Origin of the sequence: Bordetella genomosp. 13 (assembly GCF_007679965.1) — a bacterium.
Taxonomy (GTDB): domain Bacteria; phylum Pseudomonadota; class Gammaproteobacteria; order Burkholderiales; family Burkholderiaceae_B; genus Bordetella.
In genome coordinates, this window is sequence record NZ_VEHL01000006.1 from 157,713 (window position 1) to 181,832 (window position 24,120).

Consider the following 24,120-nt stretch of genomic DNA (forward strand, 5'->3'; position numbering starts at 1 on the left):
CCGGCAGCGCCATGCGGCATCCCCCGCGCATCAGCGCTGCATGCCCCAGCGCCGCACCGTCACGCGCTCCAGCAGCTCGAACACCAGGTTCTCGACCAGCAGGCCGATGATCACCACTGCCACCAGGCCGGCGAACACGCGGTCGGTGTAGAGCTCGTTGCGGTTCTGGAAGATGTACCAGCCCAGGCCGCCCTGGCCGCTGGACGCGCCGAACACCAGTTCGGCGGCGATCAGCGTGCGCCAGGCGAAGGCCCAGCCCACCTTCAGGCCCGACATGATGGCGGGCAGCGCCGCCGGCACCAGGATGGCCAGCACGTAGCGCAGGCCCGTCAGGCCGTAGTTGCGGCCCGCCATGCGCAGCGTCTCGGACACGCCCAGGAAGCCGCTGTACATGTTCACGGCCAGCGCCCACAGCACCGAGTGGATCAGCACGAACACCAGGCTGCCCTGGCCCAGGCCGAACCACAGCATGGCCAGCGGCAGCAGCGCGATGGCGGGCAGCGGGTTGAACATCGAGGTCAGCGTGGACAGCAGGTCGCGGCCGAAGCGCGTGGACACGGCCAGCGTGGTCAGCACGAAGGCCAGCACGATGCCGGCCAGGTAGCCCTTCAGCAGCACCGACATCGACAGGGCGGCGCGGCTGGTCAGCTCGCCGGTCGCCACGCCGTCTATGAAGGCGCGGCCGGTCTGCAGGGCGCCGGGCAGCAGCAGGTCGTTGTCGGCATAGCGCGCGCCGGCCTCCCACAGCAGTGCCAGCAGCACCAGGATCAGCGACTTGCGCACGATCGCGTGGCGGAACAGGCGCTCGTGCCAGGACAGCGGAACGGCAGCGGCAATGCCCTGCGGCAGCGGTTCGGGCTCGCGCACGAACTCGGGCCGCACCGAGGCGGTGGATACGGACATGGAGACTCCTTACGCGGCGGCCTGCTGCGCGGGCCGTGCCGCGGCCTCGGGCTCGTCGAACAACAGGTCGTGGATGCGGCGCGACGCGGCCTGGAAGCCCGCGGAACCGGGGCTGCGCAGGTCGTATTGGTGCGCGTTCAGTTCGGCGCGCACGCGGCCGGGATGCGGCGACAGCAGCAGGATGCGGTTGCCCAGCACCAGCGCCTCGTCGATGGAATGGGTGACGAACAGCAGCGTGAAGGGCGAGCCTTCCCACAGCGCCGTCAGCTCTTCCTGCATGCGGCGGCGGGTCAGCGCGTCCAGGGCGGCGAACGGCTCGTCCATCAACAGCACGCGCGGCTGCATGGCCAGGGCGCGGGCGATGGCCACGCGCTGCTTCATGCCGCCCGACAGCGTGTGCGGGTAGGCATCGGCGAACGCGGCCAGGCCGACCTTCTCCAGGTAGTGCATCGCGCGCTCGTCGGCCTCGGCGCGCGACAGGCGGCGTGCGGCGCGCAGCGGGAACACTACGTTCTGGCGCACCGTCTTCCACGGCGGCAGCTGGTCGAACTCCTGGAACACCACCACGCGATCGGGGCCGGGGCCGCCGATGCGCTTGCCGTCCAGCAGGAACTCGCCCTCGACGGGTTTGACGAAGCCGGCGGCGGCCTTCAGCAGCGTGGACTTGCCGCAGCCCGACGGGCCCAGCAGGATGAAGCGGTCCTGCGGCAGCACGTCGAAACTGACCTGGTGCGTGGCGCGCACCAGGCGGTCGGGCGTCTTGTACTCGATGGTGACGCCGCGGGCGGACAGCAGCGGGGTGGGCAGGGGGCTGGGCGCCACGCTCATCTTCAGCTGCCCTGCGCCGTGACGGCGTCGTCGAAGAAGTAGTCGCGCGCGCTGGCCGGCTTGTTCTTGATGGCGCCCACCTGGTGCATGAACTCGGCCAGCGGATAGGTGTTCTCGGGCGCCAGCTTGAACTGCACCTGCGGGTTGGTGATGAACTTCAGCAGCAGGGCGCGGTCGATTTTGGCCTGCGTAGCCTTGATGTAGATGTCGGCCGCCTGCTCCGGGTTGGCGCGCACGAACTCGGCGGCTTCCGCAAGCGCGGCCAGGAAGGCGGCGTAGGTCTTGGGATTTTCCTTGCGGTACTTCTCGGTGGCGAACAGCACCGTGGACGAGCTGGGGCCGCCCAGCACGTCGTACGAATTCAGCACGATGCGCGCCTTGGGATTCTCGGCCAGTTCCTGGTCCTGGAAGGGCGGATTGGCGAAGTGGCCGGTGATCTCGGTGCCGCCGGAGATGATGGCGGCGGTGGCGTCGGGATGCGGCAGCGCGACGGTCAGGCGGTCCAGGCGGTTGAACTGCTCGGCGCCCCACTGCCTGGCGGCGGCCATCTGCAGCACGCGCGACTGCACCGACACGGTGACCGCGGGCACGGCGATGCGGTCCTGGTCGGTGAAGTCGGCGATGGTCTTCACCTTGGGATTGTTGCTGACCAGGTAGTACGGGAAGTTGCCCAGCGAGGCCACGCCGCGCACGTTCTGGCGGCCGTGTGTGCGGTCCCACAGCGTCAGCAGCGGGCCGACGCCCGCGCCGCCGATGTCGACCGCGCCGGACAGCAGCGCGTCGTTCACGGCGGAGCCGCCGGACAGCCTGGCCCATTCCACCTTGATGTCGACGCCGGCTTGCTTGCCGTGTTTCTCGATCAGCTGCTGTTCGCGCGTGACGTTCAGCAGCAGGTAGACGATGCCGAACTGTTCGGCGATGCGGATGCGGCCCTCGGCTTGCGCCGGGGTCGGCGAGGCCAGCGCCAGCACGGCGATGAGCACGGCCAGCACGGTGGCGGTCAGCACGCGCGTGACGCGTTCGCGGGAGGTTTCGACAGGGCGCATGAGCGTACGTCCGGAAAGCGTGTGAGAGATGCGGCGGCCTTCAGAAAGGCGCGTCGCCTTCGATGGTGGTGCGGAACAGCTTGCGGCGCAGTTCGGGGGGACAGCCGGCGGCCAGGTGGATCAGCGAGCGGTTGTCCCAGAACAGCAGGTCGTGCGGCTGCCACTGGTGGCGGTAGATGTGCTCCGGACGCACGGCGTGCGCGTTCAGCTCGTCCAGGACCTGGCGGCTTTCGTCCTCGGGCAGGCCTTCGATGCGAGTGGTGAAGCCCTCGCTGACGAACAGCGCCTTGCGGCCGGTCTCGGGATGCGTGCGCACCACCGGGTGGGACACTTCCTTCACCTGCGCGATCTGCTCGGCGCTGAGCGTGGGGCGCCAGTTGTCCTGGCCGCGCAGGCGGTCATAGCGGGCCAGGTACGAGTGGATGGCATTGCGCCCCTCGACGATCTTGCGCAGATGTTCCGGCAGGGTCTTGTAGGCCAGTTCCATGTCGGCGAACAGCGTGTCGCCGCCTTCGGAGGGCAGCTCCTGCGCGTGCAGCAGCGAGCCCAGCGCCGGCAGCTCCTTGTACGAGATGTCCGAGTGCCATTCCTTGCCGGCGTCGCCCAGGCCGATGGGACGGCCGTCCTCGACGATGTTGGAGATGATCAGGATCTCGGGGTGGCCGGCCAGGTGGAACTGGTGCAGCACGTGGATCATCAGCTTGCCGAAGCGGCGGCTGAAGTCGATGTGCTGCTGCGGGGTGATCCGCTGGTCGCGGAACACCACCACGTGATGGTCGAGGTGGGCGCGATGCACGCGGGCGAAATCCTCTGCGTTCAGGTCGCGGCCCAGGTCCAGGCCCACGATCTCGGCGCCGATGCCGTTGGCAAAGGGGCGCACCTCGAAATCTTGGGAGGCGGCCGGGAACGGGCGTTCCAGGGTGGCGGGATTGGCGGACATCGTATCGCTCCGTATGGGCCCGCGTATGCGCCGGCCACGTTCGCCGCGATATCAGCGGCGCTTATATGAGTAGGAGCTTTTGATTATGAAAACCTCGGGGCCTTACGCAAACGAATAAATCTTCCTTTCGACAGAGCTTTTAGTCATATGGGCTCGCATATGAAATGGACCCATATGCTTATGTCGAATCCCAGGGGTTTCCACGGCGGGAACGTGCTCTGAATGCGCGCAGGCACGTGCGGGCGATGCACAAATGAAAAACGCCGACCCGTAGGTCGGCGTCAAATGCGGGCGATGCCGCGGCAGGTCGTTCGCCGCGCTCAGCCCTGCTTGAAGAAGGCCTGCACCAGTTTCACCCAATAGGTCGCGCCCACGGGCAGCAGCTCGTCGTTGAAGTCGTAGTTCGAGTTGTGCAGCTGGCACGGGCCCATGCCGTGGTAGCTGGCCAGGCGATGGTCGCCTTCGCCGTTGCCCAGGAACAGGTAGCAGCCGGGCTTCTCTTCCAGGAAGAACGAGAAATCCTCCGCGCCCATGAAGGCCGGGATGGTCTGGTCCACGGCCGCGTCGCCGAAGGCCTCGCGCGCGACCTGCGCGGCGAAGGCGGTTTCCTTCTCCCAGTTGACCAGCGGCGGGTAGGCACGCACGAAGTGCAGCTCGCCCGTGCCGCCATAGACCTGCGGCAGCGTGGTGGCGATGCGGCGCATGTCGTCTTCGATCTTGTCCAGCGCCTCGGTGGTGTAGGTGCGCACCGTGCCGCGCAGCACGGCCTCGTTGGGAATGACGTTGTAGGCATCGCCCGCGTGGACCTGCGTGATGGACAGCACCGCCGAATCAAGCGGGTCGCGGCTGCGCGAGATGACGGTCTGCAGCGCATGCACCATGTCGGCCGCCACCACGATGGGGTCGACCGCGCGGTGCGGCTGCGCCGCATGGCCGCCCACGCCCTTGATGACGATGTCCCAGCGGTTGCTGGAGGCCATGGCCGGGCCGGTGCGGAAACCGAACTGGTTGGTCGGCATGCCGGGCATGTTGTGCAGGCCGAAGATGGCGTCACAGGGGAATTTCTCGAACAGCCCATCCTTCATCATGGCGCGCGCGCCGGCGTTGCCGCCTTCTTCCGCAGGCTGGAAGATGAAGTTGACGGTGCCGTCGAAGTCGCGGTGCTTCGACAGGTACTGCGCCGCGCCCATCAGCATGGCGGTGTGGCCGTCGTGCCCGCAGCCGTGCATGCGTCCGGGAATGGTGGACTTGTGCTCGAAGCGGTTCAGCTCGGGCATCGGCAGCGCGTCCATGTCGGCGCGCAGGCTGACGGCACGTTTGGAAGAGCCGCCGGTGCCGCGCAGCACGCCCACCACGCCGGTCTTGCCCAGGCCGGTATGCACTTCCAGGCCCAGGTCGCGCAGGCGCTGCGCCACCAGGCCGGACGTGCGCGTTTCCTCGAACGCCAGTTCGGGATGGGCGTGGATGTCGCGGCGCAGGGCGGTCAGTTCGCCGTGCGCGCGTTCGATTTCGTCGATGGTTTTCATGGAAGATTCCCTCGTAAAGCGTCAGTCCGGCAACGGACCGTGAACCGTCTAATCTTAAATCAGCCGGCAGGCGCATCGTTCAGGTGGCACGCGCTGAGATGGCCCGGCGCCACGCGGCGCAGCAGCGGCTGCTCGGTCTTGCAGCGCGGCATGGCATGCGGACAACGCGGGTGGAAAGTGCAGCCGGGCGGCGGCGCCAGCGGCGACGGCAGTTCGCCCTTGATGGGCTGGTATTGCCGCCGGCCCGCCGACAGCGTCGGCAGTTCCTTCAGCAACGCCTGCGTATACGGATGGTTGGCGCGGGCGAACACGTCGCGGGCGCTGGCCAGCTCGACGACGCGGCCCAGGTACATGATGGCCACCCGGTCGGAGATGTGGCTGACCACGCTCAGGTTGTGGCTGATGAACAGGTAGGTCAGGTTCAGGTCGGCGCGCAGGCGCTCGAACAGGTTCAGCACCTGCGCCTGGATGGACACGTCCAGCGCGGCCACGGCCTCGTCGCACACGATGGCCGAGGGCTTCAACGCCAGCGCCCGCGCGATGCCGATGCGCTGGCGCTGGCCGCCCGAGAACTGGTGCGGATAGCGTTGCGCGTAGGACGGGTCCAGGCCCACCTGGCGCATCAGCTCGGCCACGTATTCCGCGCGCTCGCGGCGCGCCACCAGCCCATGCACCATGGGCGCCTCGCCCACGATGTCGGCCACGCGCATGCGCGGATTCAGCGAGGCGTACGGGTCCTGGAAGATCATCTGCACGCCCAGTTCGTACTGCCGCCGTTGCGCGGCCGGCAGCGCCGCCACGTCGCTGCCGCGATAGTGGATGGCACCGTCGGTGGGGCGCAGGATGCCCGCGGCGATGCGGCCCAACGTGGACTTGCCGCAGCCCGACTCGCCCACGATGCCGATCACCTCGCCGGCCGCCACGTCCAGGTCCACGCCGTCCACGGCATGCACCGTCAGCGTCTTCAGGCCCGCGCCGAACAGGTTGGCGATGCGGCCGGCCAGGTCGACCGGCTGCACGAAGCGCATCTGCACCTGGCGCAACGACAGCAGCGGGGCGGTATCCACCGCGGCGGTATCCACCGGGGCGGTATCCACCGTGGCGGCATGCACGGTCTGATCGGGCGTGTCCACTCAGGGCTCTCCGGCGTGCCAGCAGCGCACCCAGTGCGCGGGCCGGTATTCGATGGGATCGGGCGCCGCCTCGCAAGCCTGCGAGGCGCGCGGACAGCGCGTGCGGAATGCACAGCCCCGCGGCAGGTTCAGCAGCGATGGCGTCATGCCGGGTATCTGCGCCAGCGGCTTGCCGCGCGACTGCGGCGTGGGAATCGACGCGATCAGCCCGTGCGTGTAGGGGTGCAGCGGATGGCCGATGACGTCGTCCGTGGCGCCGGTCTCGACCACGCGGCCCGCGTACATCACCGACACGCGGTCGGCCAGCCCGGCCACCACGGCCAGGTCGTGCGTGATCCAGATCAGCGCCGTGCCGGTGTCGCGGCACAGATTCTGCATCTCGTACAGGATCTGGCCCTGGATGGTGACGTCCAACGCGGTCGTGGGCTCGTCGGCCACGATCAGCCGCGGCTTGTTCAGCAGGGCGATCGCGATGGCCACGCGCTGCCGCATGCCGCCGGACAGCTGGTGCGGATAGGCGCGCAGGCGCTCCTGCGGCGCGGGGATGCCCACCATGGCCAGCGTCTTCAGCGCGCGCTCGTGGGCCTCGGCACGGGAGACCCGGTGGTGAGCCAGCACCGTCTCGATCATCTGCGTGTCCACGCGCAACACCGGGTTGAGCGTCATCATGGGGTCCTGGAAGATCATCGCGATCTCGTTGCCGCGCAGCGCGCGCCAGCGCTCGGGGGTGGCCTGGCGCAGGTCGTCGCCGGCAAAGCGGATGCTGCCGTCCACGATGCGGCCGGGCTCGTCCAGCAGTCCCATCAACGAGAAGCCGGTGATGCTCTTGCCCGAGCCGGACTCGCCGACCAGGCCCAGGATCTCGCCGCGCGCCAGCGTCAGGTCGACGCCGTCCACGGCCTTGACCACGCCGGCGCGCGTGGGAAAGTGCGTCTTCAGGCCGCGCACGTCCAGCACGGGTTCGGCGGCGTGATCGTGGGCGATGACGTTGTCCATGATCCGGTGGCCTTCAGGAAACGTGGCGCGGGTTCAGCACGTCGCGCAGGTGGTCGCCCACCAGGTTGATGGCGATGATGGCGACGGCCAGCGCGATGCCGGGGAAGAACGAGATCCAGTACTGGCCCGACAGCAAGTACTCGAAGCCGTTGGAAATGAGCATGCCCAGCGAGGGCTCGGTCACCGGCACGCCCACGCCCAGGAACGACAGCGTGGCTTCCAGCGCGATGGCGTGCGCCAGGTCGATGGTGGCGATGACGATGAGCGGCGGCATGCAGTTGGGCAGCACGTGGCGGAACAGGATGCGCCCCCAGCCCAGCGACAGACAGCGCGCGGCCTCGACGTATTCCTTGCCGCGCTCGACCAGCGCCGCGCCGCGCGCCGCGCGGGCGAAGTAGGCCCACTGCACCACCACCAGCGCGATGATGACCTTGTCCACGCCCTTGCCCAGGATGGCCAGCAGCATCAGCGCCACCAGGATGGCGGGAAACGACAGCTGGATGTCGACGACGCGCATCAGCAGCGCATCCACGCGCCCGCCGAAATAGGCGGCCACCAGGCCCACCGCCGCGCCGATGGCGAAGGCCGCCAGCACCGACACGAAGCCCACCGTCAGGCTGGTGCGCAGGCCATACAGGATGGCCGAGAGCACGTCGCGCGCCTGGCCGTCCGTGCCCAGCAGATACGTGCCGCCCGCCAGGCTCTCGCCACCGGGCGGCAGCTTGGAATCCATGATGTCCAGCGCGCCGATGTCGTAGGGGTTCTGCGGCGCGATCCACGGCGCCAGCAGCGCCGCGCCGATCACCAGCACCAGCAGCACCAGGCCCAGCGTGGCCAGCTTGCTGGCGAAGAAGTCGGAGGCCAGCCTGCGCCAGGGCGATTCGGCGGCGGGCGGGGTGGCGGTGTCGGCGAGTGCGCTCATCGGCGGGCGTCCAGGCGTACGCGGGGATCGAGCACGGTGTACAGGATGTCGACCACCAGGTTCAGCATCACCAGCAGGAACACCGTCAGCATCAGGTAGGCCACCACCACCGGGCGATCGAGGTTGATGATGGAATCGATAAGCAGCTTGCCCATGCCGGGCCACGAGAACACCGTCTCGGTGACGACGGCGAAGGCGATCACCTGGCCGTATTCCAGGCCCGACACCGTCACCACCGGAATCAGGATGTTCTTCAGCAGGTGCACGCCCAGCACCCTTCTCTGCGGCAGGCCCTTGGCGCGCGCGAACTTGATGTAGTCCATGGGCAGCGACTCGCGCGTGGCCGCGCGCGTCACGCGGATCACCAGCGAACACTTGGCCAGCGCGATGGTCAGCGCGGGCAGCACCAGGCTGGACCAGCCGTCCAGCGTCAGCACGCTCAGGCTGATGGGCCCCAGCGACACCGCGTCGCCGCGGCCGCTGGCCGGAAACCAGCCCAGCATCACCGCGAACACCATGATCAGCATCATGCCGACCCAGAAATTGGGCAGCGAGAAACCCAGCACCGACCCGGTCATGATGGCGCGCGAGCGCGCGGCCTTGGGCTTCAGGCCCGCCAGGATGCCCAGCGGCACGCCCACCAGCACCGACAGCAGCATCGCCACCGTGGCCAGTTCCAGCGTGGCAGGCATGCGCTGCAGGATCAGGCGCATGGCCGGCTCGCCGGTCAGGAAGCTGTTGCCGAAGTTGCCCTGCACCGCCTGGCTCATGAAGATCAGGTACTGGCGCCACAGCGGCAGGTCCAGGCCCAGCGCGCGCCGGATGGCGTCGCGCTGCGCCTCGGTGGCCTCGGGGCTGGCCAGCATGGCGATGGGGTCGCCCACCATGTAGATGCCGGCGAACACGAGGGCCGACATCACCACCATCACGACCAGGGTCTGCAGCAGGCGGCGGATGATCGTGGCTAGCACGGCATCGCCCTCCCGCCGCTTCTACAGCTCATCAACGGCACGTCGATTACTTCGCCGGCGTGACGAACTGCGCCTGGGTGGTCTGGTCCGCGCGGCCCTGGTAACGCAGGTCCGACTTCATCGCCCATACCGACAGCTCGAAGTGGATGGGCAGGATGCCGTAGTCATCGATCACCATGCCGCTGGCCTTCTGCAGCAACTCGGCGCGCGCCTTGTCGTCCATGGTGGACGAAGCCTGCTCGACCAGCTTGTCCATCTCGGGGTTGGAGTAGCGGCCGCGGTTGGTCGTGCCCACGCCACGCTTCGGGTCCGGCGTGACCAGCAGCGAGTTCAGCGGGTTCGACATCTCGCCCGTGGACACCGCCCAGCCCGCCAGGTAGGCGCTGAACTGGTAGGAGTCGCGGCCCTTGAAGAACACCGGCGGCGCCAGCGCGTCCACGCTGGTCTTCACGCCGATGCGCGTCCACATCGACGCGATGGCCTGCGCCACCTTGGCATCGTTGATGTAGCGGCCCGACGGCGAGCCCAGCGTGATCGCGAAGCCTTCGGGATAGCCGGCCTCCTTCAAGAGCGCCTTGGCTTTTTCCACGTCGGCCTTCGGGATGGCGGTTCGTTCCTTCGACGTGCCGAACATCGGATACGGCAGCAGGTTGGCCGCGGGCAAGGCCGCGCCGCCCATCACGCGCTGCACGATGGCGTTGCGGTCGATGGCCAGCGACAGCGCCTGGCGCACGCGCTTGTCCTTCAGCGGGTTCTTGTCGGTGCCCTGGATGCCGGGGCTCTTCTCGGCATTGAACTGGTCCATCGCCACGTACACCATGCGCGCCGACGGTGTCTGCTCGACGAACAGTTTCTTGTTCTCCTTCAGGCGGGCCAGGTCGTCGGTCGGGGGATCCTCGATCACGTCCACGTCGCCGGCCAGCAGCGACGCCACGCGGGACGCGGCGTTGGTCATGGGGCGGTAGACGATGCGGTCCCAGGCGGGCTTCGGGCCCCAGTAGTTGTCGTTGCGCGTCAGCACCAGTTCGGCGCCGCGCTTCCATGACACGAACTTGTACGGCCCCGTGCCGACCAGGCCGTCGCCGCTGTTGAGCTCCGTGGTCGTCTTGCCTTCGGGCGCCGTGCCGGAGGCAGCCTTCTTGGACATGATGGGCAACTGCGCCAGGTTCACCAGCAGCAGCGGCGAGGGCTCTTTCGTGGTGATGCGCACGGTCTGCAGATCCACCGCCTCGACCTTGTCGACCGCGCTGAGGTACAGCGTGAAGGGCGACGGGCTGTTCGGCACCTTGGGCGCGCGCTGGTACGTGAAGACCACGTCCTCGGCCGTGAAGGGCGAGCCGTCCGAGAACTTCACGCCCTTGCGCAATTTGAAGGTCCAGACCTTGCCGTCGACCGTCCACGACTCGGCCAGCGCCGGCTGCGGATTCAGCTTGGGATCGGTGTTCACCAGGCCATCGAACAAGGTGTTGGAGATCTGGATGTTGGGCGTGAGCGCGTGATACTGCGGGTCCATCGAGCTGGGCTCGGTCTTCAGGCCCACCACCAGGTCTCGCGCCTGGACGGCGCCGACCGCACCAAACGCCATTGCCACTGCCGCCGCGCCACAGGCCATTGCCCGTGCGATCTGGAACGCCATCGTGTTCTCCATGTGGGGCCGGCTTATGGCCGGCGCATGCTGAACCAGCAAAGTCCATGCCATGTCGCGCGAAGCGGGCAGGCTGCCGGGCAGCGGGTATATTCCCTTATCCCCCAGCCGTTTTGAACAGAGTAATTACCCGATGTCCCCCCACGCTCCCATCGCCGCCATCGCCACTGCCCCCGGACGGGGTGGCATCGGTGTGGTGCGCGTGTCAGGCGCCGATCTGGTGCCTGTGATGCGGTCGCTGTTCGGCCGCGTGCTGGCGCCGCGGCATGCGCACTACCTCCCTTTCGCGTCGGCCGACGGCGAGGTGCTGGACCAGGGCATCGCGCTGTATTTCAAGGGACCGAACTCGTATACCGGCGAGGACGTGCTGGAGCTGCAGGGGCATGGCGGGCCGGCGGTGCTGCGGCGCCTGCTGTCGCGCTGCCTGGAGGCCGGGCACGAGCAGGGCATACGGCTTGCCGAGCCCGGCGAATTCACGCGGCGGGCTTTCCTGAACGACCGCATGGACCTGGCGCAGGCCGAGGCCGTGGCGGACCTGATCGACGCGTCCTCGGAAGCCGCGGCGCGCGGCGCGATGGCATCGCTGTCCGGCGACTTCTCGCGCCGCGTGGAGGAGCTGGCCGAACGCATCGTGCACCTGCGCATGCTGGTGGAAGCGACGCTGGATTTTCCCGAGGAAGAAATCGATTTCCTGGAGAAGTACCAGGCCCGGCCGACGCTGGCCGCGCTGGCTTCCGACCTGGACACCCTGATCGCGCAGGCGCGGCAGGGCGTGATCCTGCGCGAAGGCCTGCACGTGGTGCTGGCGGGCCAGCCCAACGTGGGCAAGTCCAGCCTGCTGAACGCGCTGGCGGGCGACGAGGTGGCCATCGTCACGCCCATCGCGGGCACTACGCGCGACAAGGTGGTGCAGGAGATTCACATCGACGGCGTGCCGCTGCACATCGTCGATACCGCGGGGCTGCGCGAAACCGAGGATACGGTGGAGAGCATCGGCATCGCCCGCACGTGGAAGGAGATCGAGCGCGCGGACGTGATCCTGCATCTGCAGGACGTGACGCGGCCGGGAGACCAGCTGGACGCGGCCATCACGGATCGATTGCCCGCGCGCACGCCGGTGCTGGTGGTCTACAACAAGGCGGACCTGCTGGGGGATGCGGCGGGGCTCGTGGCGCCGGAAGGGTCGCTGGCGATCTCGGCGCGCGAGGGCGCGGGGCTCGATCGCTTGCGCGGCGAGCTGCTGCGGCTGGCGGGTTGGAATCCGGGTGGCGAATCGCCCTGGCTGGCGCGCGAACGGCATCTGCATGCGTTGCAGGCGTCGGCGCAGCATCTGGCAATGGCCGGCGAGCATGCGGAGCTGGATGACCGAGTGCTGGACCTGTTCGCGGAAGAGCTGCGGCTGGCGCACGAGAGCCTGGCGTCGATCACGGGGAAGTTCACCAGCGATGATTTGCTGGGGGAAATATTTTCCAGTTTTTGCATTGGAAAATAAGCAACCTTTGAAAATCGGCTCTGCGGTACACTGCGCGGCTTAATGAAAAAACTGCACTAGATCAAAGAGATGACGGAAGAGAACGGCAGCAACGAGGCAGAACGCAATGAGCTGGAAGCACTGAAAGCGCAGATCGACGAACTCGAAACAAAACTTGCCAACGAAACCGCGGACCGCATTCGTGCGCAAGAGAAAATAAATCAGATTTACGCCAGCAAATCCTGGCAGATTACCGCGCCACTGCGAAAAACCATTATTGCCCTCAGGCACATGAAGCAAGGCACGCGCACGGTGCGTGCCAAGATGCCGATGGCATCCGCGCGGATGGATGGGCCGACGGCGCCCGCGCAACTGGAAGCGGTGTCCGAATACGAGGCCCGCACCCGTGCCCAGGCTGTGCACTTCCGCAACTACGCCAAGTCGCCTTCCAAACAGAAGGCCCAGCAGATCGCCAATCTGCTGGCCCTGCACAAAGACCGGAAAGGTGTTGTGCTGTGCGTCTGCGGCTATGATCTGGCGCTGAAGCAGCGGCCGGACCACATTATGTCCGAGCTGGCCAAGGCTGGTTATCTCTGCATAATGGTCGAATTTGGCGGACATTATCCGACCATACGCAAGACGGCCCGAAATATCTTCGTATCGAACATGATCGAGGATTTTCTCGCATATTTTTCCGACCGGCCCGTCATAGCCTACGTGCACGCCCCTGGCTTCAAATACGTCATGGACCTGTGCAAAAAGGCCACCGTCATCTACGACGTGCTCGACGATCTGAAGATCTTCGCGGAAATCTCCAATGCCCTGGTAGAGGATCACGCTGCGCTTCTGCGCAAGGCCGACGTTTGCCTGTTCTCGGCCCAGCAGCTCCTGGAAGTCAACAAGAGCAAAACGCGGCATGCGTTGTTGCTGGAAAACGGCGTGCAGAAGGCCGACTTCATCGGAGGCGACCGGCAACTGGCGGGCGTCACCACCGAACAGGCGGCCATACTGGAGACCCGCACGGTGGTGGGCTACCACGGCGTCGTGTCCGACCTGCTGGACTTCGACGTGCTGGAACAGCTGGTGCAGGACGAGGCGCACGCGCTGCTCATGGTCGGGCCGGTTGCCGCCTTCGACAACGCCAACCTGCCCGAGGTGGAACGGCGTGTCGAGCGCCTGAAGAAGAAATCCAACTTCGTCCACCTGGGCGCCAAGCCGTATGGCGAGCTCAAGCATTACCTGGCATGGGTCGATGTCGGCATCGTGCCGTTCATCGTGTCCGAGAAGACGGATCCGGTGTCGCCACTGAAGCTGTTCGAATACCTGGCGGCCGGCAAACCAGTCGTGGGCACGCCCACCCGCACCATCCGTGCGTACGGCAACGAGCTGATCGTCGCGGAGCCGCGCGATTTCGCCGCGGCCATTCTTTCCGGCCGCTGGAAGACGGCGTTTACCCAGGCGTCCGCCGATCTGGCCACGCGCCACGAATGGCCCGCGCTCAACGCGCCGCTGATCAGCTTCCTGGATAAGACGTGCGCTCGCGAGGCCGCGCCGGCGGCGGCGCGCGCCGGCCTGCGCCGGGTCGACATCGTCAACATCAACTTCTACGACTGGGATGGCAAGATCGTCTACAAGGGCGGCGCCGAGCGCTATGTCTATGACCTGGCGGTGATGCTTAAGGAGATGGGCTGCGAGGTCCGGTTGATCCAGAACGCCAACGCGCCGTTCGAACGCGACTTTCATGGCATTCCGGTCGTCGGCCTGCCCGCCTCGGCAGGCCTGGATTGGGAAAAACTGTCGAGCGCCTACGCCGACTTCTGCAAAGATGCGGACCTGGTCATTGCGTCGCCCACCGAACTGTCGACCAGCCTGGCAAAGGTCAAGCGCGTCATCTCGATCAACCACGGCATCCATTGGGACACCGTGTACAACGTGCTGCAGAACCACAACACGGGCGCGCACACCCACGTGTTCAGAGGCCTGCAGAACAGCAACCACTGTGTCTGCGTCGATACGAACTTCATCAACTGGGTGCGCAGCTATGACTGGCGACTGGCGACGGGACTGACCTATATTCCGAACTACGTCGACACGGACCAGTTCAAGCCCACGCCCAAGGATTTCTCAGCACCCGTCGTACGCGTGCTGCTGCCGCGGCGCCTCTACGACGCGCGCGGGCTGTACCTGACGATCAACGCGTTCGACTCGCTGTTCGAACGACGCAGCGATATCCACCTGACGTTGTGCGGCCAGGCCAGCTATCCCGACACCGAAAAGGTGCAGGCCTTCGTCGACCGCCACCCCGGCCGCGTGGACTGGATCGAGTACGACATGCAGGACATGCACAAGGCCTACGTGGACAGCCACATCGCGCTGGTCCCCAGCATGTTCTCCGAGGGCACGTCCTTGTCGGGCATCGAGGCGCTGGCCACGAACAACGCCGTCATCGCCACCAACATCGGTGGCCTGCCGAACATCATCACCGATGGATACAACGGCCGCCTGATCCAGACCGACGCTTGGGAACTGGCGGACGCAATCGAAGACCTGGTGCAGAACCGCCAGAAGATGGCAATGCTGGCCGCCAACGGCCTGCATACCGCCGAGGCGTTCAGCAAGAAGAACTGGGAAGCACGCTGGAAGCGCGTGCTGGAAAGCATGCTGGCCGCGGAAGACTGATCCGTGCCGCGTCCGAGGCAGGGAAGTCGAGGTGGCCAGGCGCCATGGCGTAGTCTCCCGCCATGAGCCTGGCATCGCGATCCCTGCCTCGCCCTGCCATCCCGGCCCCCCTGGAGGGCATCCCCGACGTCGTCGCCACGCGCTGCGTCTGCTACGGCATCGCGGCGATGTTTCTCGCGGTGGCGGGGATGCTTACCTTCTTCTTCTTCACGGATCCCTCCGACCTCGACAGCCCCGGCATGATCCTGTTGCTGGGGGCACTGGTGCTGGGCATCTACGGCCTGGCCGGGTACTTCATTTTCGAAGGCCTGCGCGCCGGGCAGGTGTGGCTGCGAGTGGACGGGACCGGGGTGTACGCCGGCCGCGGCACGCAGCCGGGCGAGCCGAACGAAATGTCGCTTGCGTGGAAGGACATGGCGGTCAATCGCAGCCTGGTCTACGACGTGCATGGCAGCTCGTCCTCCGGCGCCCACGCGACCACGCCCTGCATGCGGTATTGGCGGCGCGAGGCCGATGGCAGCCTGGTGGAGCGGCGGATGCAGATTTCGCTGGCCACGTCGCTGCGCTGCGTGCGCTTCCGCAATCGGGACGCGCTGGTGCGCGCCGCGCTGCAGCACGTTGCCAACCAGCCGGGCCTGCGCATCCATGGCAGCCTGTTCATGGAAGCCGGCTTCGATCCCGAGACTTGGGAACCCCGCGATGGTCCGCGCAGGGCGCTGTGGGGGATTGCGCTGGTGACGGTGGCAGTCACCCTGGGCATGGCCAGCTTCATGATGGACTGGTCGCCGTTGGTGCTGGGCATGAGCGTGGCGGTGGTGTTCGCGATCTGCCTGTGGGCGACAGGCGTGATGTGGACGCGCGCCTATCCCGGCGCGGAAGACATCATCGTATTCGGCGTGCAGCCTGCGCCGCCGCAGGCGCCCGCGCGGGTCCATGCGCGTCCGACGCCGCCTCCCCCCGGCAATCGCCCTGCCCGCAATAAGCGCCGGAAGTGACGCCTGCGACGACCAGCGCGACATCCGCGAGCAGGCTTCGTGACACGTTCCCATCGCAACGGGCCGGGCCCGCCTGCGGTTCAGTCAAGACGCCCCCTTCCCCATGTGCATGTAAGCCATGATCGCCGTCAGCGTCAGCAGCGACGCCACGGTGGAGAACAGGATCGTGCGCGACGTGACGCCCGCCTCGCGGCGATAGAACTCGGCCAGCATGTACGGCCCGGTGCCGGTGGGCAGGGCGGCCAGCAGCACGGCGATCTGCACCATCGCGGTGGGCAGCGAGAAGACCACCGCGGCCAGCCACCACGTCAGGCCGGGCTGCACCACCAGCTTGACCAGCGTCAGTGCCATCGGCGTGCGGTGGCCGGGCAGGGCGACGGCTGGCTCGGGCGTGCGCGCCATGACGCGCGTGGACGATCCTGCCGCGACCTGCCCGGACGGCCGTGCCGCATTCGATGCATTCGCCGCCTGCGCCGGCGAACGATCCGCCAGGAACAATCCCAGGCTGACCAGCGCGCACGGACTGGCCGCGCCGCCCAGCAGCTTCAGGAAGGTCTCCGCGCCCGCCGGCACGGCCAAGCCCGACGCGGCCACGGCCGCCCCCGCGATGGGCGCCACGATCAGCGGATTGCGCGCCAGCGCGCGCACCACTTTCCACGCCAGCCTGTGCGGCGCGCGTTCGGCCTGCAGGCCGGCCTCGATCAGCACGATGGCGAAGGCGAACAGCACGCAGGCCACCAGGATGGTGGCGATGGTGGTGGGCATCAGGCTTTCCGAGCCGAACATCAGCAGCGCCAGCGGAAAGCCGATGTAGCCGGTGTTGGGATACGAGGCCGCGATGGCGTCGACGCTGGCATCGGCCAGGTGGCGACCCGCCATCAGGCGCTGCGCCAGCACCACCAGGAACACGGCGGTGCAGGCGATTGAGAACGTGGCCACGAAGCCGGGCTGGTACAGCTGCTGCCACGTGGTGCGCGCCATCACGTCGAACAGCAGCGCGGGCAGCGCCAGCCAGACGACGAAGCGGTTCAGTTCGGAAGCAGCGGAGGGTCCCAGTAAGCCGCGGCGGCGGCACGTATAGCCGGCCAGGATCAGGGCGAAGATGGGAAGCAGGATGGCGAAGGTGGCGGACATTGCTGCGGACGGACCGCGCGGCGAGGCGGACGGCGAATCAGGGAAATGACAGGGAAAGCGCTTGCGTGAAGCGTCCGCCAAGATACTCCCTTTCGCGCCGCGACGTCACACGGTCGTCCTCGCCTCCGGCTTGTTCCGGCTGACCTGTTCCACCTCGAATCCCAGCACCATCGGCCTGGCCACGGGCGCCGCGGGCACCTTCGGCGCCTTCCTGCGCGGTTGGATGCGTATCGGCTCGGTCCGACCCGCGCCGGCCTTCGCCGGCCTGAACCACGCGCGCAGCGTCTCGGGCACGCGCGCGAACTGCGTGGCGAACAGGAACTCCCACACCTCCGCGAACCACACCTTGGCCGAGCGCCGGAAACTCCAGCGCATCGCACGCCGCGTCATCGCGTCCTCGTGCCGCAGGATGCGCCACAGCGCACGCGGCCGGCAGTGCACCAGCACTTCCATCAGCTTGACCAGCGCGAACACCTGCCAGGGCTTCAGGTGCGGCGTATCCAGCAACTGGTGGCGGTAGTCCCACTTGCCGCGATCCGTCTGTATCACCCGTCGTTCCGCATTCTCGACCACCCAATCGGACCAGCGGTGCGGCGTCACGTACATGGCATTCAGCAGGTCCGGGTCGTAGGCGAAGATCTGCCGCAACGCGCGCCAGTAGTGCCCGAAGCGCTCGTCCTCGAACCCCACGATGTGCCCCAGCATCGACAGGATGCCATGCTGGCGCAGCAACCGCACCGCCTCCCGGTCCGTCGCCGTGGTGGAGCCCTTGCGGATGGCCGCCAGCGTCTCGGGATCGGTGGTCTCGATGCCCATCAGGATGCACATCAGGCCCGCGCTGCGGTACAGATGCAGCATCCCGGCATCGCGCACCACGTCGGCCGCGCGCAGCGTGGCGAACAGGCGGATGGGCAGGCGGCGCGACGACAGCTCTTCCAGGAAGGCGCGCCACATCTTCTTCGAAGACGTCGGGTTTTCGTCGGCCAGCGTGACGAAGGCGATGCCGTGCTCGCGATGCAGCATCTCGATCTCGTCGACCGCCAGCCTGGGCGTGCGATGCCGCCAGCGCTCCCAGAACTGGTACTGCCCGCAGTAGTTGCACTGGTGCGGACAGCCGCGCGAGAACTGCACGATGGCCGCGCGGCCCAGCCCGAAACACTGATAGCGGTCCCAGTCGTCGATCAGCTCCCAGCCCACGCGCCAGTCGTCCAGCGTGCGGATGGCGGGCGCATCGGGCGTGCGCAGCGGCTCGCCGGCCAGGCGCAGCACCAGGCCCTGCACGTCGGCGGGGTTGCCGCCTTCGGCCAGCGCCTGGACCAGGGCGCGCGCCACGGCCTCGCCCTCGCCCGAGACGATGAAATCCACGGACGGCTCGGTCGCCAGGATGTCTTCGCCGTGATAGGTGGGATAAGGGCCGCCGTAGACCGTGCGGATGCCGGGGTCGACCGACTTGGCGGTGTCCAGCGTGGCGATCGCCACCTCGTGCGCGGGCGTGGAGCCCGCGTGGCCGGTCATGACGATGTCCGGGCGCCAGGCGTGCAGGTGCGCCGCGATCTGCGCCTGCGTCAGCCGCAGCGCCTCCGCATCCAGCAACCTGACCTCATGGCCCGCGTCGATCAGCGGACCACCCACGCACAACAGCCCCAACGGTATCTGGTGTCCGGCGCCATGGACGCTGGTGATGGACAGGTATGGCGGATTGACCAGCAGGATGCGCAACGACGGACTCCCCAGGCAGCTTGACGGCGCAGGCAGCCTAGCACGCACGGGAAATCCCTAGGATTTAGGGTCGCAACGAAGTGTATACACTGAGGCTTCGTCAAGTGTATACAGACGCGCATACAAACTGTGTCCGGTTCTGCCATGCCCACTGCCGCCCCTTCTTCCGTCCCGGTCTACGACCGCATCAAGTCGATGGCCGCCACCTTCCGGCTGCGGCCGGGCGAGCGCGTCAACGAGGTCGAGCTGGCACGCCAGTTGGGGGTGAGCCGCACCCCGGTGCGCGAGGCGCTGAACCGCATCGCCGCCGAAGGCTTCCTGGTGGCCACGCCCAACCGCGGCTATTCGGCCCGCGCGCTGGACGCCAAGCAGATCCTGGACCTGTACGAATACCGCGCCACGGTCGAGCTGGGCCTGGTGCGCCTGGTCTGCGCCCGCGCCACCGACGAGCAGTTGCGCGAGCTGGCCGACTTCACCGAGCAGAGCCGCGACACGCCCGAGACGGACGAGCAGGCGCTGCACCTGCTGGAGCGCGACGAGGCCTTCCACGAGCGCCTGGCGCGCCTGGCCGGCAACGACGAATTCCTGCGCTCGGTGCGCTCGCTGAACGAGCGCATCCGCTTCGCGCGCTGGCTGGACCTGAAGTCGCGCCGCTTCGCCACCCGCAACGACCATCCCGAAATCGTGCGGGCGCTGCAGGCGCGCGACCTGGAACGCGTGGAAGCGCTGATGCGCGGACACATCAGCCATCACCTGGACCACGTCATCGAACTGATCCGGGCCGGCTACGCCGAGATCTACATGGGCAATGCGCTGGCCGACTTCGCCGAGACCCGGCTGGCCAGCGCCGCGCCGCCCGCCTGTCCTCCCTGATTCCCTTTCCCACAGCCAAGACGAGACCCACCACCCCATGAAAGCCTGCTTCATCGACGCCAATCCCACGCTGGCCAAAGTGGCCGAACGCCTGCATCTGCCCGCCGACCTGCCGCTGACGATCAACCGCCAGCCGGACATCACGCCGGACCAGATTCCCGCGGTGCTGGGCGACCACGAGATCATGATCGTCGACCACACGCACCTGCCCACCGACATCGCGCGCGCCTGCAAGCAGCTGAAGCACGTGGTGTTCCTCGGCACGGGCCCGCGTTCGTACATGAACCCCGAGGAGCTGGCCGGGATCGGCATCGAGGTGCACATCATCAAGGGCTATGGCGACACCGCCGTGGCCGAGTGCGCCTTTGCGCTGATGTGGGCGTCGGCCAAGGGCTTCGCCAAGATGGACCGCGCGATGCGCGCGGGCAACTGGCTGCGCTCGGACGCCGTGCAGATCACCGGCAAGACGCTGGGCCTGGTGGGCTTCGGCGGCATCGCGGCCGAGATGGCGCGCCTGGCCATCGGCGCCGGCATGAAGGTGATCGCCTGGAACCGCAGCCCCAAGTCGCATCCGGGCGTGGAGTTCGTGTCGCTGGACGAGGTGCTGGCGCAGAGCCACGTGGTGTCGATGCACCTGCTGCTGACGGACGAGACGCGCGGCCTGATCTCGCGCGAGCGCATCGCGCAGATGCGCGACGGCGCCATCCTGGTGAACACCGCGCGCGGCGCGCTGGTCGACGAGGACGCCATGATCGACGCGCTGAACTCGGGCAAGCTGCTGCACGCCGGCCTGGACGTGTTCGCCGTCGAGCCCATGCCCAAGGACCATCCGCTGACCAAGCTGGAGAACGTCACGCTGTCGGCCCACTCGGCCTTCCGCACGCCCGAGGCCAGCGACAACCTGGTGCAGGCCGCGCTGAACCACTGCCGCCGCGTGTCGGGCATCGGAGCGCAGCAATGAGCGCGCCGGGCCGCCCCAAGGGCGAATACCGGAGTGCGCAGCACGAAGGCGACACGACCGGCGCAGCCATCACCCGCCTGGACCAGAACGCGCGCCGCTCGCGCGCGGTGATCCACAACGGCACCGTGTACCTGGCCGGCCACACGGCCGACGACCGTAGCGCCGACATCCAGGGCCAGACCCGTCAGGTGCTGGCCAAGGTGGACGAGATGCTGGCCGCCGCCGGCACCGACAAGTCCAAGGCGCTGAACGTGACCATCTGGCTGTCGTCCATGGCGCACTTCGCCGGCATGAACGAGGTCTACGACAAATGGATCGTGCCCGGCCAGGCGCCCGCGCGCTGCTGCGGCGCCATCGAACTGGCCGCGCCGGACATCCTGGTCGAGATCATGGTCACGGCGGCGCTCTAAGCCTCATCTGGAAATCAACGAAGATGTCTGAACAGAACACTCCCACGAACGACGCCCCGGTGCTGCGGCGCGCGCGCCGTATCGCCAGCATCGAAGTCTCGGGCATCCTGCGCATCGGCGCGCAGGCCGCGCGCATGAAGCGCGAAGGCCGCGACGTGATCGTGCTGGGCGCGGGCGAACCCGATTTCGACACGCCGCAGAACGTGAAGGACGCGGGCAAACGCGCCATCGACGCGGGCGAAACCAAATACACGCTGCTGGACGGCACGCTGGCGCTGAAGGCCGCCATCTCGCGCAAGTTCAAGCGCGAGAACGGCCTGGAATACGGCGCCGACGAGGTCACCGCCAGCGCCGGCGCCAAGCAGGTGATCCACAACGCGCTGCTGGCCACGCTGGACGACGGCGACGAAGTCGTCGTGGGCACGCCCTACTGGGCCTCGTACGCCGACATGATCACCATCGCCGGCGGCACCACGGTGCAGGTGGCCTGCCAGGAAGAGAACGGATTCCGCCTGCTGCCGCAGGACCTGGAGGCGGCCATCACGCCGCGCACGCGCTGGCTGATGCTGAACTCGCCGTCCAACCCCACGGGCGCCGCGTATGGCCGCGAGCACCTGCAGGCGCTGGCAGAGGTGCTGCTGCGCCATCCGCACGTGTGGATCATCGCCGACGACATCTACGAACACCTGGTGTACGACGGCTTCGCGTTCACCACGCTGGCGCAGGTCGAGCCGCGCCTTAAGAACCGCACGCTGACGGTCAACGGCCTGTCGAAGGCCTACGCCATGACGGGCTGGCGGCTGGGCTACGCGGGCGGTCCGCGCGAGCTGATCGCCGCGATGGCCGTGGTGCAGAGCCAGAGCACGTCGAATCCGTCGTCGGTCACGCAGGCCGCGGCCATCGAGGCGCTGGACGGTCCGCAGGACGTGCTGGCCGAGCGCCGCGAGTCATTCCGCGTGCGCCGCGACCTGGTGGTGGACGCGCTGAACGCGATTCCCGGCATCCGCTGCCGCCGCCCCGAAGGCGCGTTCTACACGTATGCCAGCTGCGCCGGCGTGCTGGGCCGCCGCACGCCCAAGGGCGAGGAGCTGAAGACCGACGTCGACTTCTGCCGCTACCTGCTGGAAGAGCATGACGTGGCCGTGGTGCCCGGCACGCTGTTCGGCCTGGCGCCGTATTTCCGCATCAGCTACGCCACGTCCAAGGCGCAGCTGGAGACCGCCATGGCGCGCATCGCACGCGCCGTGGAGGCGCTGCAGTAAACGAACCTCGCCGGCGTGCTGCATCCGCAATGCGGCGCGGTCAGGCGGGGAATCCAACAACACGCAGTACGGCGTTTTGCCAATCGCGCACTTACAAGGGGAAAAACCATCATGATGCGTTCGATCACGATTGCAGTACTTGCTTTGTCCACCACGCTTGCCGCGTCCGCGCAGGCGGAAGATGCGGCCAAGTGGCCCACCCGCGCGATCACCATCGTGGGCGGCTTTCCCGGCGGCGCCGGCACCGACCTCTATGCCCGCAAGCTGGGCGAGGGCCTGACCAAGGAACTGGGCGTGCCCATCGTGGCCGACAACCGCACGGGCGCGGGCGGCAACGTCGCCTCGGACATGGTGGCCCGCGCGAATCCGGACGGCTACACCTTCCTGCTGGGCACGGCCGGCACGCACGCCATCAACGCCGCGCTGTACAAGTCGCTGCCGTTCGACGTCGAGAAGGACTTCACGCACATCGCGCTGCTGGGCGACGTGCCCAACGTGCTGCTGGTCAATCCCAAGAAGCATCCCGACGTGAAGACCTGCGGCGACCTGGTCAAGCTGGCCAAGGCCAGCCCCGGCAAGCTGAACTACGCATCCACCGGCAACGGCGCCTCGGGCCACCTGGCCGGCGCGCAGTTCACCAACGGCGCAAAGATCGACGTGCCGCACGTGCCGTATCGCGGCCAGGGCCCGGCCATGACGGCGCTGCTGTCGGGCGAGGTGGATTTCTTCTTCAACCAGAGCGCGCCGTCGGTGCCCGCCGTGAAGGCCGGCCAGGTGGTGGCGCTGGGCGTGACCACGGCGCAGCGCATCAAGGCGCTGCCCGACGTGCCGACGGTGGCCGAGGCCTGCAACATCCCCGGCTATGAAAGCAGCACCTGGTATGGCCTGTTCGCGCCCGCCAAGCTGCCGCCCGAGATCCAGAAGCGCATGAGCGAAGCGGTGATCAAGGTCATCAGCACGCCCGATTTCCGCGCATGGCTGGAAGACCTGCAGGGCATCGCGCCCCCGGCCGATCCCAGCATCGCCGCGTTCCAGCGCATCCACAAGGCCGACCTCGCGCGCTGGGCCAAGGTGGTCGAGCAGTCGGGCGCGAAGGTCGATTGACGCCTGGATGACGGCGTCCGCCATTTCCATGGCGGCGCCGGTGGGCGCGCCGCGGCGCGCCCGAACTCCGAGGCCTCGCCCGCCTCGTTCAGCGCCCGGGCGTGCGCACCTTGCCGCGCAACCATTCCAGGTCCGCGGCATCGATGCCCTGCAACGGCAGGACATTGAACTGGTTGGGTCCCATGAACAGCATCCAGTAGCCGGGCCGTTCCCAGATCTCGGTCAGCGCGGCCCATGCGATGTGGCCCGATCCCAGTTCCGACACCACGCCCAGGCCATCGTCCTGGAATGCGATGCGCGCCGTCGGCGACGGCATGCGACGCAGCTTGCCGACGCTGTTGCGATAGTGGGCGATCCAGCCGGTGGCCACGAACAGGAAGGGCAGCAGGGCTCCCGTGAAGGCCACGCCCACCATCCAGCCCTGCATGCCGCGCAACACCATGAACACACCCAGCACGAGCATGGCCAGCGCGCCCAGCCACAGGCCTTTCTGCTCGCGCACCAGGCGGCGCATGACGTAGGTGCGCACGGCGTCCTGCACCATCGCGGCCGTGTAGGCCACTTCGTAGACACGCGGGCTCGTCGTTGCGGCGCTCATCGTG

21 protein-coding genes are annotated in these 24,120 nt (G+C 67.6%); 8 read left to right on the plus strand and 13 right to left on the minus strand.

Annotated elements, in window-relative coordinates; genetic code table 11:
* Positions 1 to 30: 30 nt before the first annotated feature.
* The 10 genes from FS845_RS15930 to FS845_RS15975 all read right to left on the minus strand — a co-directional run bounded on the left by FS845_RS15930 (position 31) and on the right by FS845_RS15975 (position 10,901).
* Positions 31 to 903 carry an ABC transporter permease gene (locus tag FS845_RS15930; RefSeq protein ID WP_144637037.1) on the minus strand — a complete coding sequence of 291 codons (873 nt, stop codon included), beginning with the start codon at positions 901 to 903 and terminating at the stop codon, positions 31 to 33.
* 9 nt (positions 904 to 912) lie between these two features.
* Entirely contained in the window at positions 913 to 1,731 is an 819-nt protein-coding gene (locus FS845_RS15935; protein ID WP_144637039.1) for an ABC transporter ATP-binding protein, read from the minus strand.
* Between the two features lie 2 nt (positions 1,732 to 1,733).
* Positions 1,734 to 2,777: an ABC transporter substrate-binding protein gene (locus FS845_RS15940; RefSeq protein WP_144637041.1), complete on the minus strand. Its 1,044-nt coding sequence runs from the start codon at positions 2,775 to 2,777 to the stop codon at positions 1,734 to 1,736.
* A 40-nt stretch (positions 2,778 to 2,817) separates the two neighbouring features.
* The gene (locus tag FS845_RS15945; RefSeq protein ID WP_144637043.1) at positions 2,818 to 3,717 is read right to left on the minus strand and encodes a TauD/TfdA dioxygenase family protein; all 900 of its coding nucleotides are present in this window, start codon (positions 3,715 to 3,717) and stop codon (positions 2,818 to 2,820) included.
* A 320-nt stretch (positions 3,718 to 4,037) separates the two neighbouring features.
* Complete coding sequence (locus tag FS845_RS15950) at positions 4,038 to 5,243, minus strand: M20 aminoacylase family protein (RefSeq protein ID WP_144637045.1); 1,206 nt, start codon at positions 5,241 to 5,243, stop codon at positions 4,038 to 4,040.
* A 59-nt stretch (positions 5,244 to 5,302) separates the two neighbouring features.
* Positions 5,303 to 6,310, minus strand: a complete 1,008-nt coding sequence (locus FS845_RS15955) for an ABC transporter ATP-binding protein (protein ID WP_144637377.1) — start codon at positions 6,308 to 6,310, stop codon at positions 5,303 to 5,305.
* A 66-nt stretch (positions 6,311 to 6,376) separates the two neighbouring features.
* Complete coding sequence (locus FS845_RS15960; RefSeq protein ID WP_144637048.1) at positions 6,377 to 7,372, minus strand: ABC transporter ATP-binding protein; 996 nt, start codon at positions 7,370 to 7,372, stop codon at positions 6,377 to 6,379.
* A gap of 13 nt (positions 7,373 to 7,385) precedes the next feature.
* Positions 7,386 to 8,294 (minus strand): ABC transporter permease, encoded by a 909-nt coding sequence (locus FS845_RS15965; RefSeq protein WP_144637050.1) that lies wholly within the window; start codon positions 8,292 to 8,294, stop codon positions 7,386 to 7,388.
* Positions 8,291 to 9,265 carry an ABC transporter permease gene (locus FS845_RS15970; protein ID WP_144637052.1) on the minus strand — a complete coding sequence of 325 codons (975 nt, stop codon included), beginning with the start codon at positions 9,263 to 9,265 and terminating at the stop codon, positions 8,291 to 8,293. The genes FS845_RS15965 and FS845_RS15970 overlap by 4 nt, the downstream gene beginning before the upstream one ends.
* Positions 9,266 to 9,311: 46 nt before the next feature.
* Complete coding sequence (locus FS845_RS15975) at positions 9,312 to 10,901, minus strand: ABC transporter substrate-binding protein (RefSeq protein WP_144637054.1); 1,590 nt, start codon at positions 10,899 to 10,901, stop codon at positions 9,312 to 9,314.
* A 142-nt stretch (positions 10,902 to 11,043) separates the two neighbouring features.
* Here FS845_RS15975 and mnmE point away from each other — a divergent pair, with 142 nt between their 5' ends.
* From mnmE to FS845_RS15990, 3 genes are all read left to right on the plus strand, one after another.
* Entirely contained in the window at positions 11,044 to 12,402 is a 1,359-nt protein-coding gene (mnmE, locus tag FS845_RS15980) for a tRNA uridine-5-carboxymethylaminomethyl(34) synthesis GTPase MnmE (RefSeq protein ID WP_144637056.1), read from the plus strand.
* 69 nt (positions 12,403 to 12,471) lie between these two features.
* A complete protein-coding gene (locus tag FS845_RS15985) occupies positions 12,472 to 15,060 on the plus strand; it encodes a glycosyltransferase (protein ID WP_144637058.1) in 2,589 nt (862 codons plus the stop codon).
* Between the two features lie 62 nt (positions 15,061 to 15,122).
* Positions 15,123 to 16,055 carry a hypothetical protein gene (locus FS845_RS15990; protein WP_144637060.1) on the plus strand — a complete coding sequence of 311 codons (933 nt, stop codon included), beginning with the start codon at positions 15,123 to 15,125 and terminating at the stop codon, positions 16,053 to 16,055.
* An 84-nt stretch (positions 16,056 to 16,139) separates the two neighbouring features.
* Here FS845_RS15990 and FS845_RS15995 read toward each other — a convergent pair whose 3' ends face one another.
* Complete coding sequence (locus FS845_RS15995) at positions 16,140 to 17,189, minus strand: AEC family transporter (RefSeq protein WP_144637062.1); 1,050 nt, start codon at positions 17,187 to 17,189, stop codon at positions 16,140 to 16,142.
* A gap of 105 nt (positions 17,190 to 17,294) precedes the next feature.
* Entirely contained in the window at positions 17,295 to 18,908 is a 1,614-nt protein-coding gene (locus tag FS845_RS16000) for a B12-binding domain-containing radical SAM protein (RefSeq protein WP_144637064.1), read from the minus strand.
* Between the two features lie 144 nt (positions 18,909 to 19,052).
* On the opposite strand from FS845_RS16000, the gene FS845_RS16005 reads away from it, so the two are divergent.
* The 5 genes from FS845_RS16005 (at position 19,053) to FS845_RS16025 (ending at position 23,518) form a co-directional block, all read left to right on the plus strand.
* Positions 19,053 to 19,781: a GntR family transcriptional regulator gene (locus FS845_RS16005; RefSeq protein ID WP_144637066.1), complete on the plus strand. Its 729-nt coding sequence runs from the start codon at positions 19,053 to 19,055 to the stop codon at positions 19,779 to 19,781.
* A gap of 37 nt (positions 19,782 to 19,818) precedes the next feature.
* Positions 19,819 to 20,742, plus strand: a complete 924-nt coding sequence (locus FS845_RS16010) for an NAD(P)-dependent oxidoreductase (protein ID WP_144637068.1) — start codon at positions 19,819 to 19,821, stop codon at positions 20,740 to 20,742.
* Positions 20,739 to 21,152, plus strand: a complete 414-nt coding sequence (locus FS845_RS16015) for a RidA family protein (RefSeq protein ID WP_144637070.1) — start codon at positions 20,739 to 20,741, stop codon at positions 21,150 to 21,152. The genes FS845_RS16010 and FS845_RS16015 overlap by 4 nt, the downstream gene beginning before the upstream one ends.
* 23 nt (positions 21,153 to 21,175) lie before the next feature.
* Positions 21,176 to 22,414, plus strand: coding sequence for a pyridoxal phosphate-dependent aminotransferase (locus FS845_RS16020; RefSeq protein ID WP_144637072.1), 1,239 nt, complete (start codon positions 21,176 to 21,178; stop codon positions 22,412 to 22,414).
* 111 nt (positions 22,415 to 22,525) lie between these two features.
* Complete coding sequence (locus FS845_RS16025) at positions 22,526 to 23,518, plus strand: Bug family tripartite tricarboxylate transporter substrate binding protein (protein ID WP_144637074.1); 993 nt, start codon at positions 22,526 to 22,528, stop codon at positions 23,516 to 23,518.
* Positions 23,519 to 23,606: 88 nt separating this feature from the next.
* On the opposite strand, the gene FS845_RS16030 is transcribed toward FS845_RS16025, so the two are convergent.
* Positions 23,607 to 24,116, minus strand: coding sequence for a YcxB family protein (locus FS845_RS16030; protein ID WP_144637076.1), 510 nt, complete (start codon positions 24,114 to 24,116; stop codon positions 23,607 to 23,609).
* Positions 24,117 to 24,120 lie beyond the last annotated feature (4 nt).

Excerpts from the sequence above, each read along its gene's own strand:
- FS845_RS15930 (WP_144637037.1), bottom strand. The coding sequence starts at position 903 with ATGTCCGTATCCACCGCCTCGGTGCGGCCCGAGTTCGTGCGCGAGCCC.
- FS845_RS15935 (WP_144637039.1), bottom strand. The coding sequence starts at position 1,731 with ATGAGCGTGGCGCCCAGCCCCCTGCCCACCCCGCTGCTGTCCGCCCGC.
- FS845_RS15940 (WP_144637041.1), bottom strand. The coding sequence starts at position 2,777 with ATGCGCCCTGTCGAAACCTCCCGCGAACGCGTCACGCGCGTGCTGACC.
- FS845_RS15945 (WP_144637043.1), bottom strand. The coding sequence starts at position 3,717 with ATGTCCGCCAATCCCGCCACCCTGGAACGCCCGTTCCCGGCCGCCTCC.
- FS845_RS15950 (WP_144637045.1), bottom strand. The coding sequence starts at position 5,243 with ATGAAAACCATCGACGAAATCGAACGCGCGCACGGCGAACTGACCGCC.
- FS845_RS15960 (WP_144637048.1), bottom strand. The coding sequence starts at position 7,372 with ATGGACAACGTCATCGCCCACGATCACGCCGCCGAACCCGTGCTGGAC.
- FS845_RS15965 (WP_144637050.1), bottom strand. The coding sequence starts at position 8,294 with ATGAGCGCACTCGCCGACACCGCCACCCCGCCCGCCGCCGAATCGCCC.
- FS845_RS15975 (WP_144637054.1), bottom strand. The coding sequence starts at position 10,901 with ATGGCGTTCCAGATCGCACGGGCAATGGCCTGTGGCGCGGCGGCAGTG.
- mnmE (WP_144637056.1), top strand. The coding sequence starts at position 11,044 with ATGTCCCCCCACGCTCCCATCGCCGCCATCGCCACTGCCCCCGGACGG.
- FS845_RS15985 (WP_144637058.1), top strand. The coding sequence starts at position 12,472 with ATGACGGAAGAGAACGGCAGCAACGAGGCAGAACGCAATGAGCTGGAA.
- FS845_RS15990 (WP_144637060.1), top strand. The coding sequence starts at position 15,123 with ATGAGCCTGGCATCGCGATCCCTGCCTCGCCCTGCCATCCCGGCCCCC.
- FS845_RS15995 (WP_144637062.1), bottom strand. The coding sequence starts at position 17,189 with ATGTCCGCCACCTTCGCCATCCTGCTTCCCATCTTCGCCCTGATCCTG.
- FS845_RS16005 (WP_144637066.1), top strand. The coding sequence starts at position 19,053 with ATGCCCACTGCCGCCCCTTCTTCCGTCCCGGTCTACGACCGCATCAAG.
- FS845_RS16010 (WP_144637068.1), top strand. The coding sequence starts at position 19,819 with ATGAAAGCCTGCTTCATCGACGCCAATCCCACGCTGGCCAAAGTGGCC.
- FS845_RS16015 (WP_144637070.1), top strand. The coding sequence starts at position 20,739 with ATGAGCGCGCCGGGCCGCCCCAAGGGCGAATACCGGAGTGCGCAGCAC.
- FS845_RS16020 (WP_144637072.1), top strand. The coding sequence starts at position 21,176 with ATGTCTGAACAGAACACTCCCACGAACGACGCCCCGGTGCTGCGGCGC.
- FS845_RS16025 (WP_144637074.1), top strand. The coding sequence starts at position 22,526 with ATGATGCGTTCGATCACGATTGCAGTACTTGCTTTGTCCACCACGCTT.
- FS845_RS16030 (WP_144637076.1), bottom strand. The coding sequence starts at position 24,116 with ATGAGCGCCGCAACGACGAGCCCGCGTGTCTACGAAGTGGCCTACACG.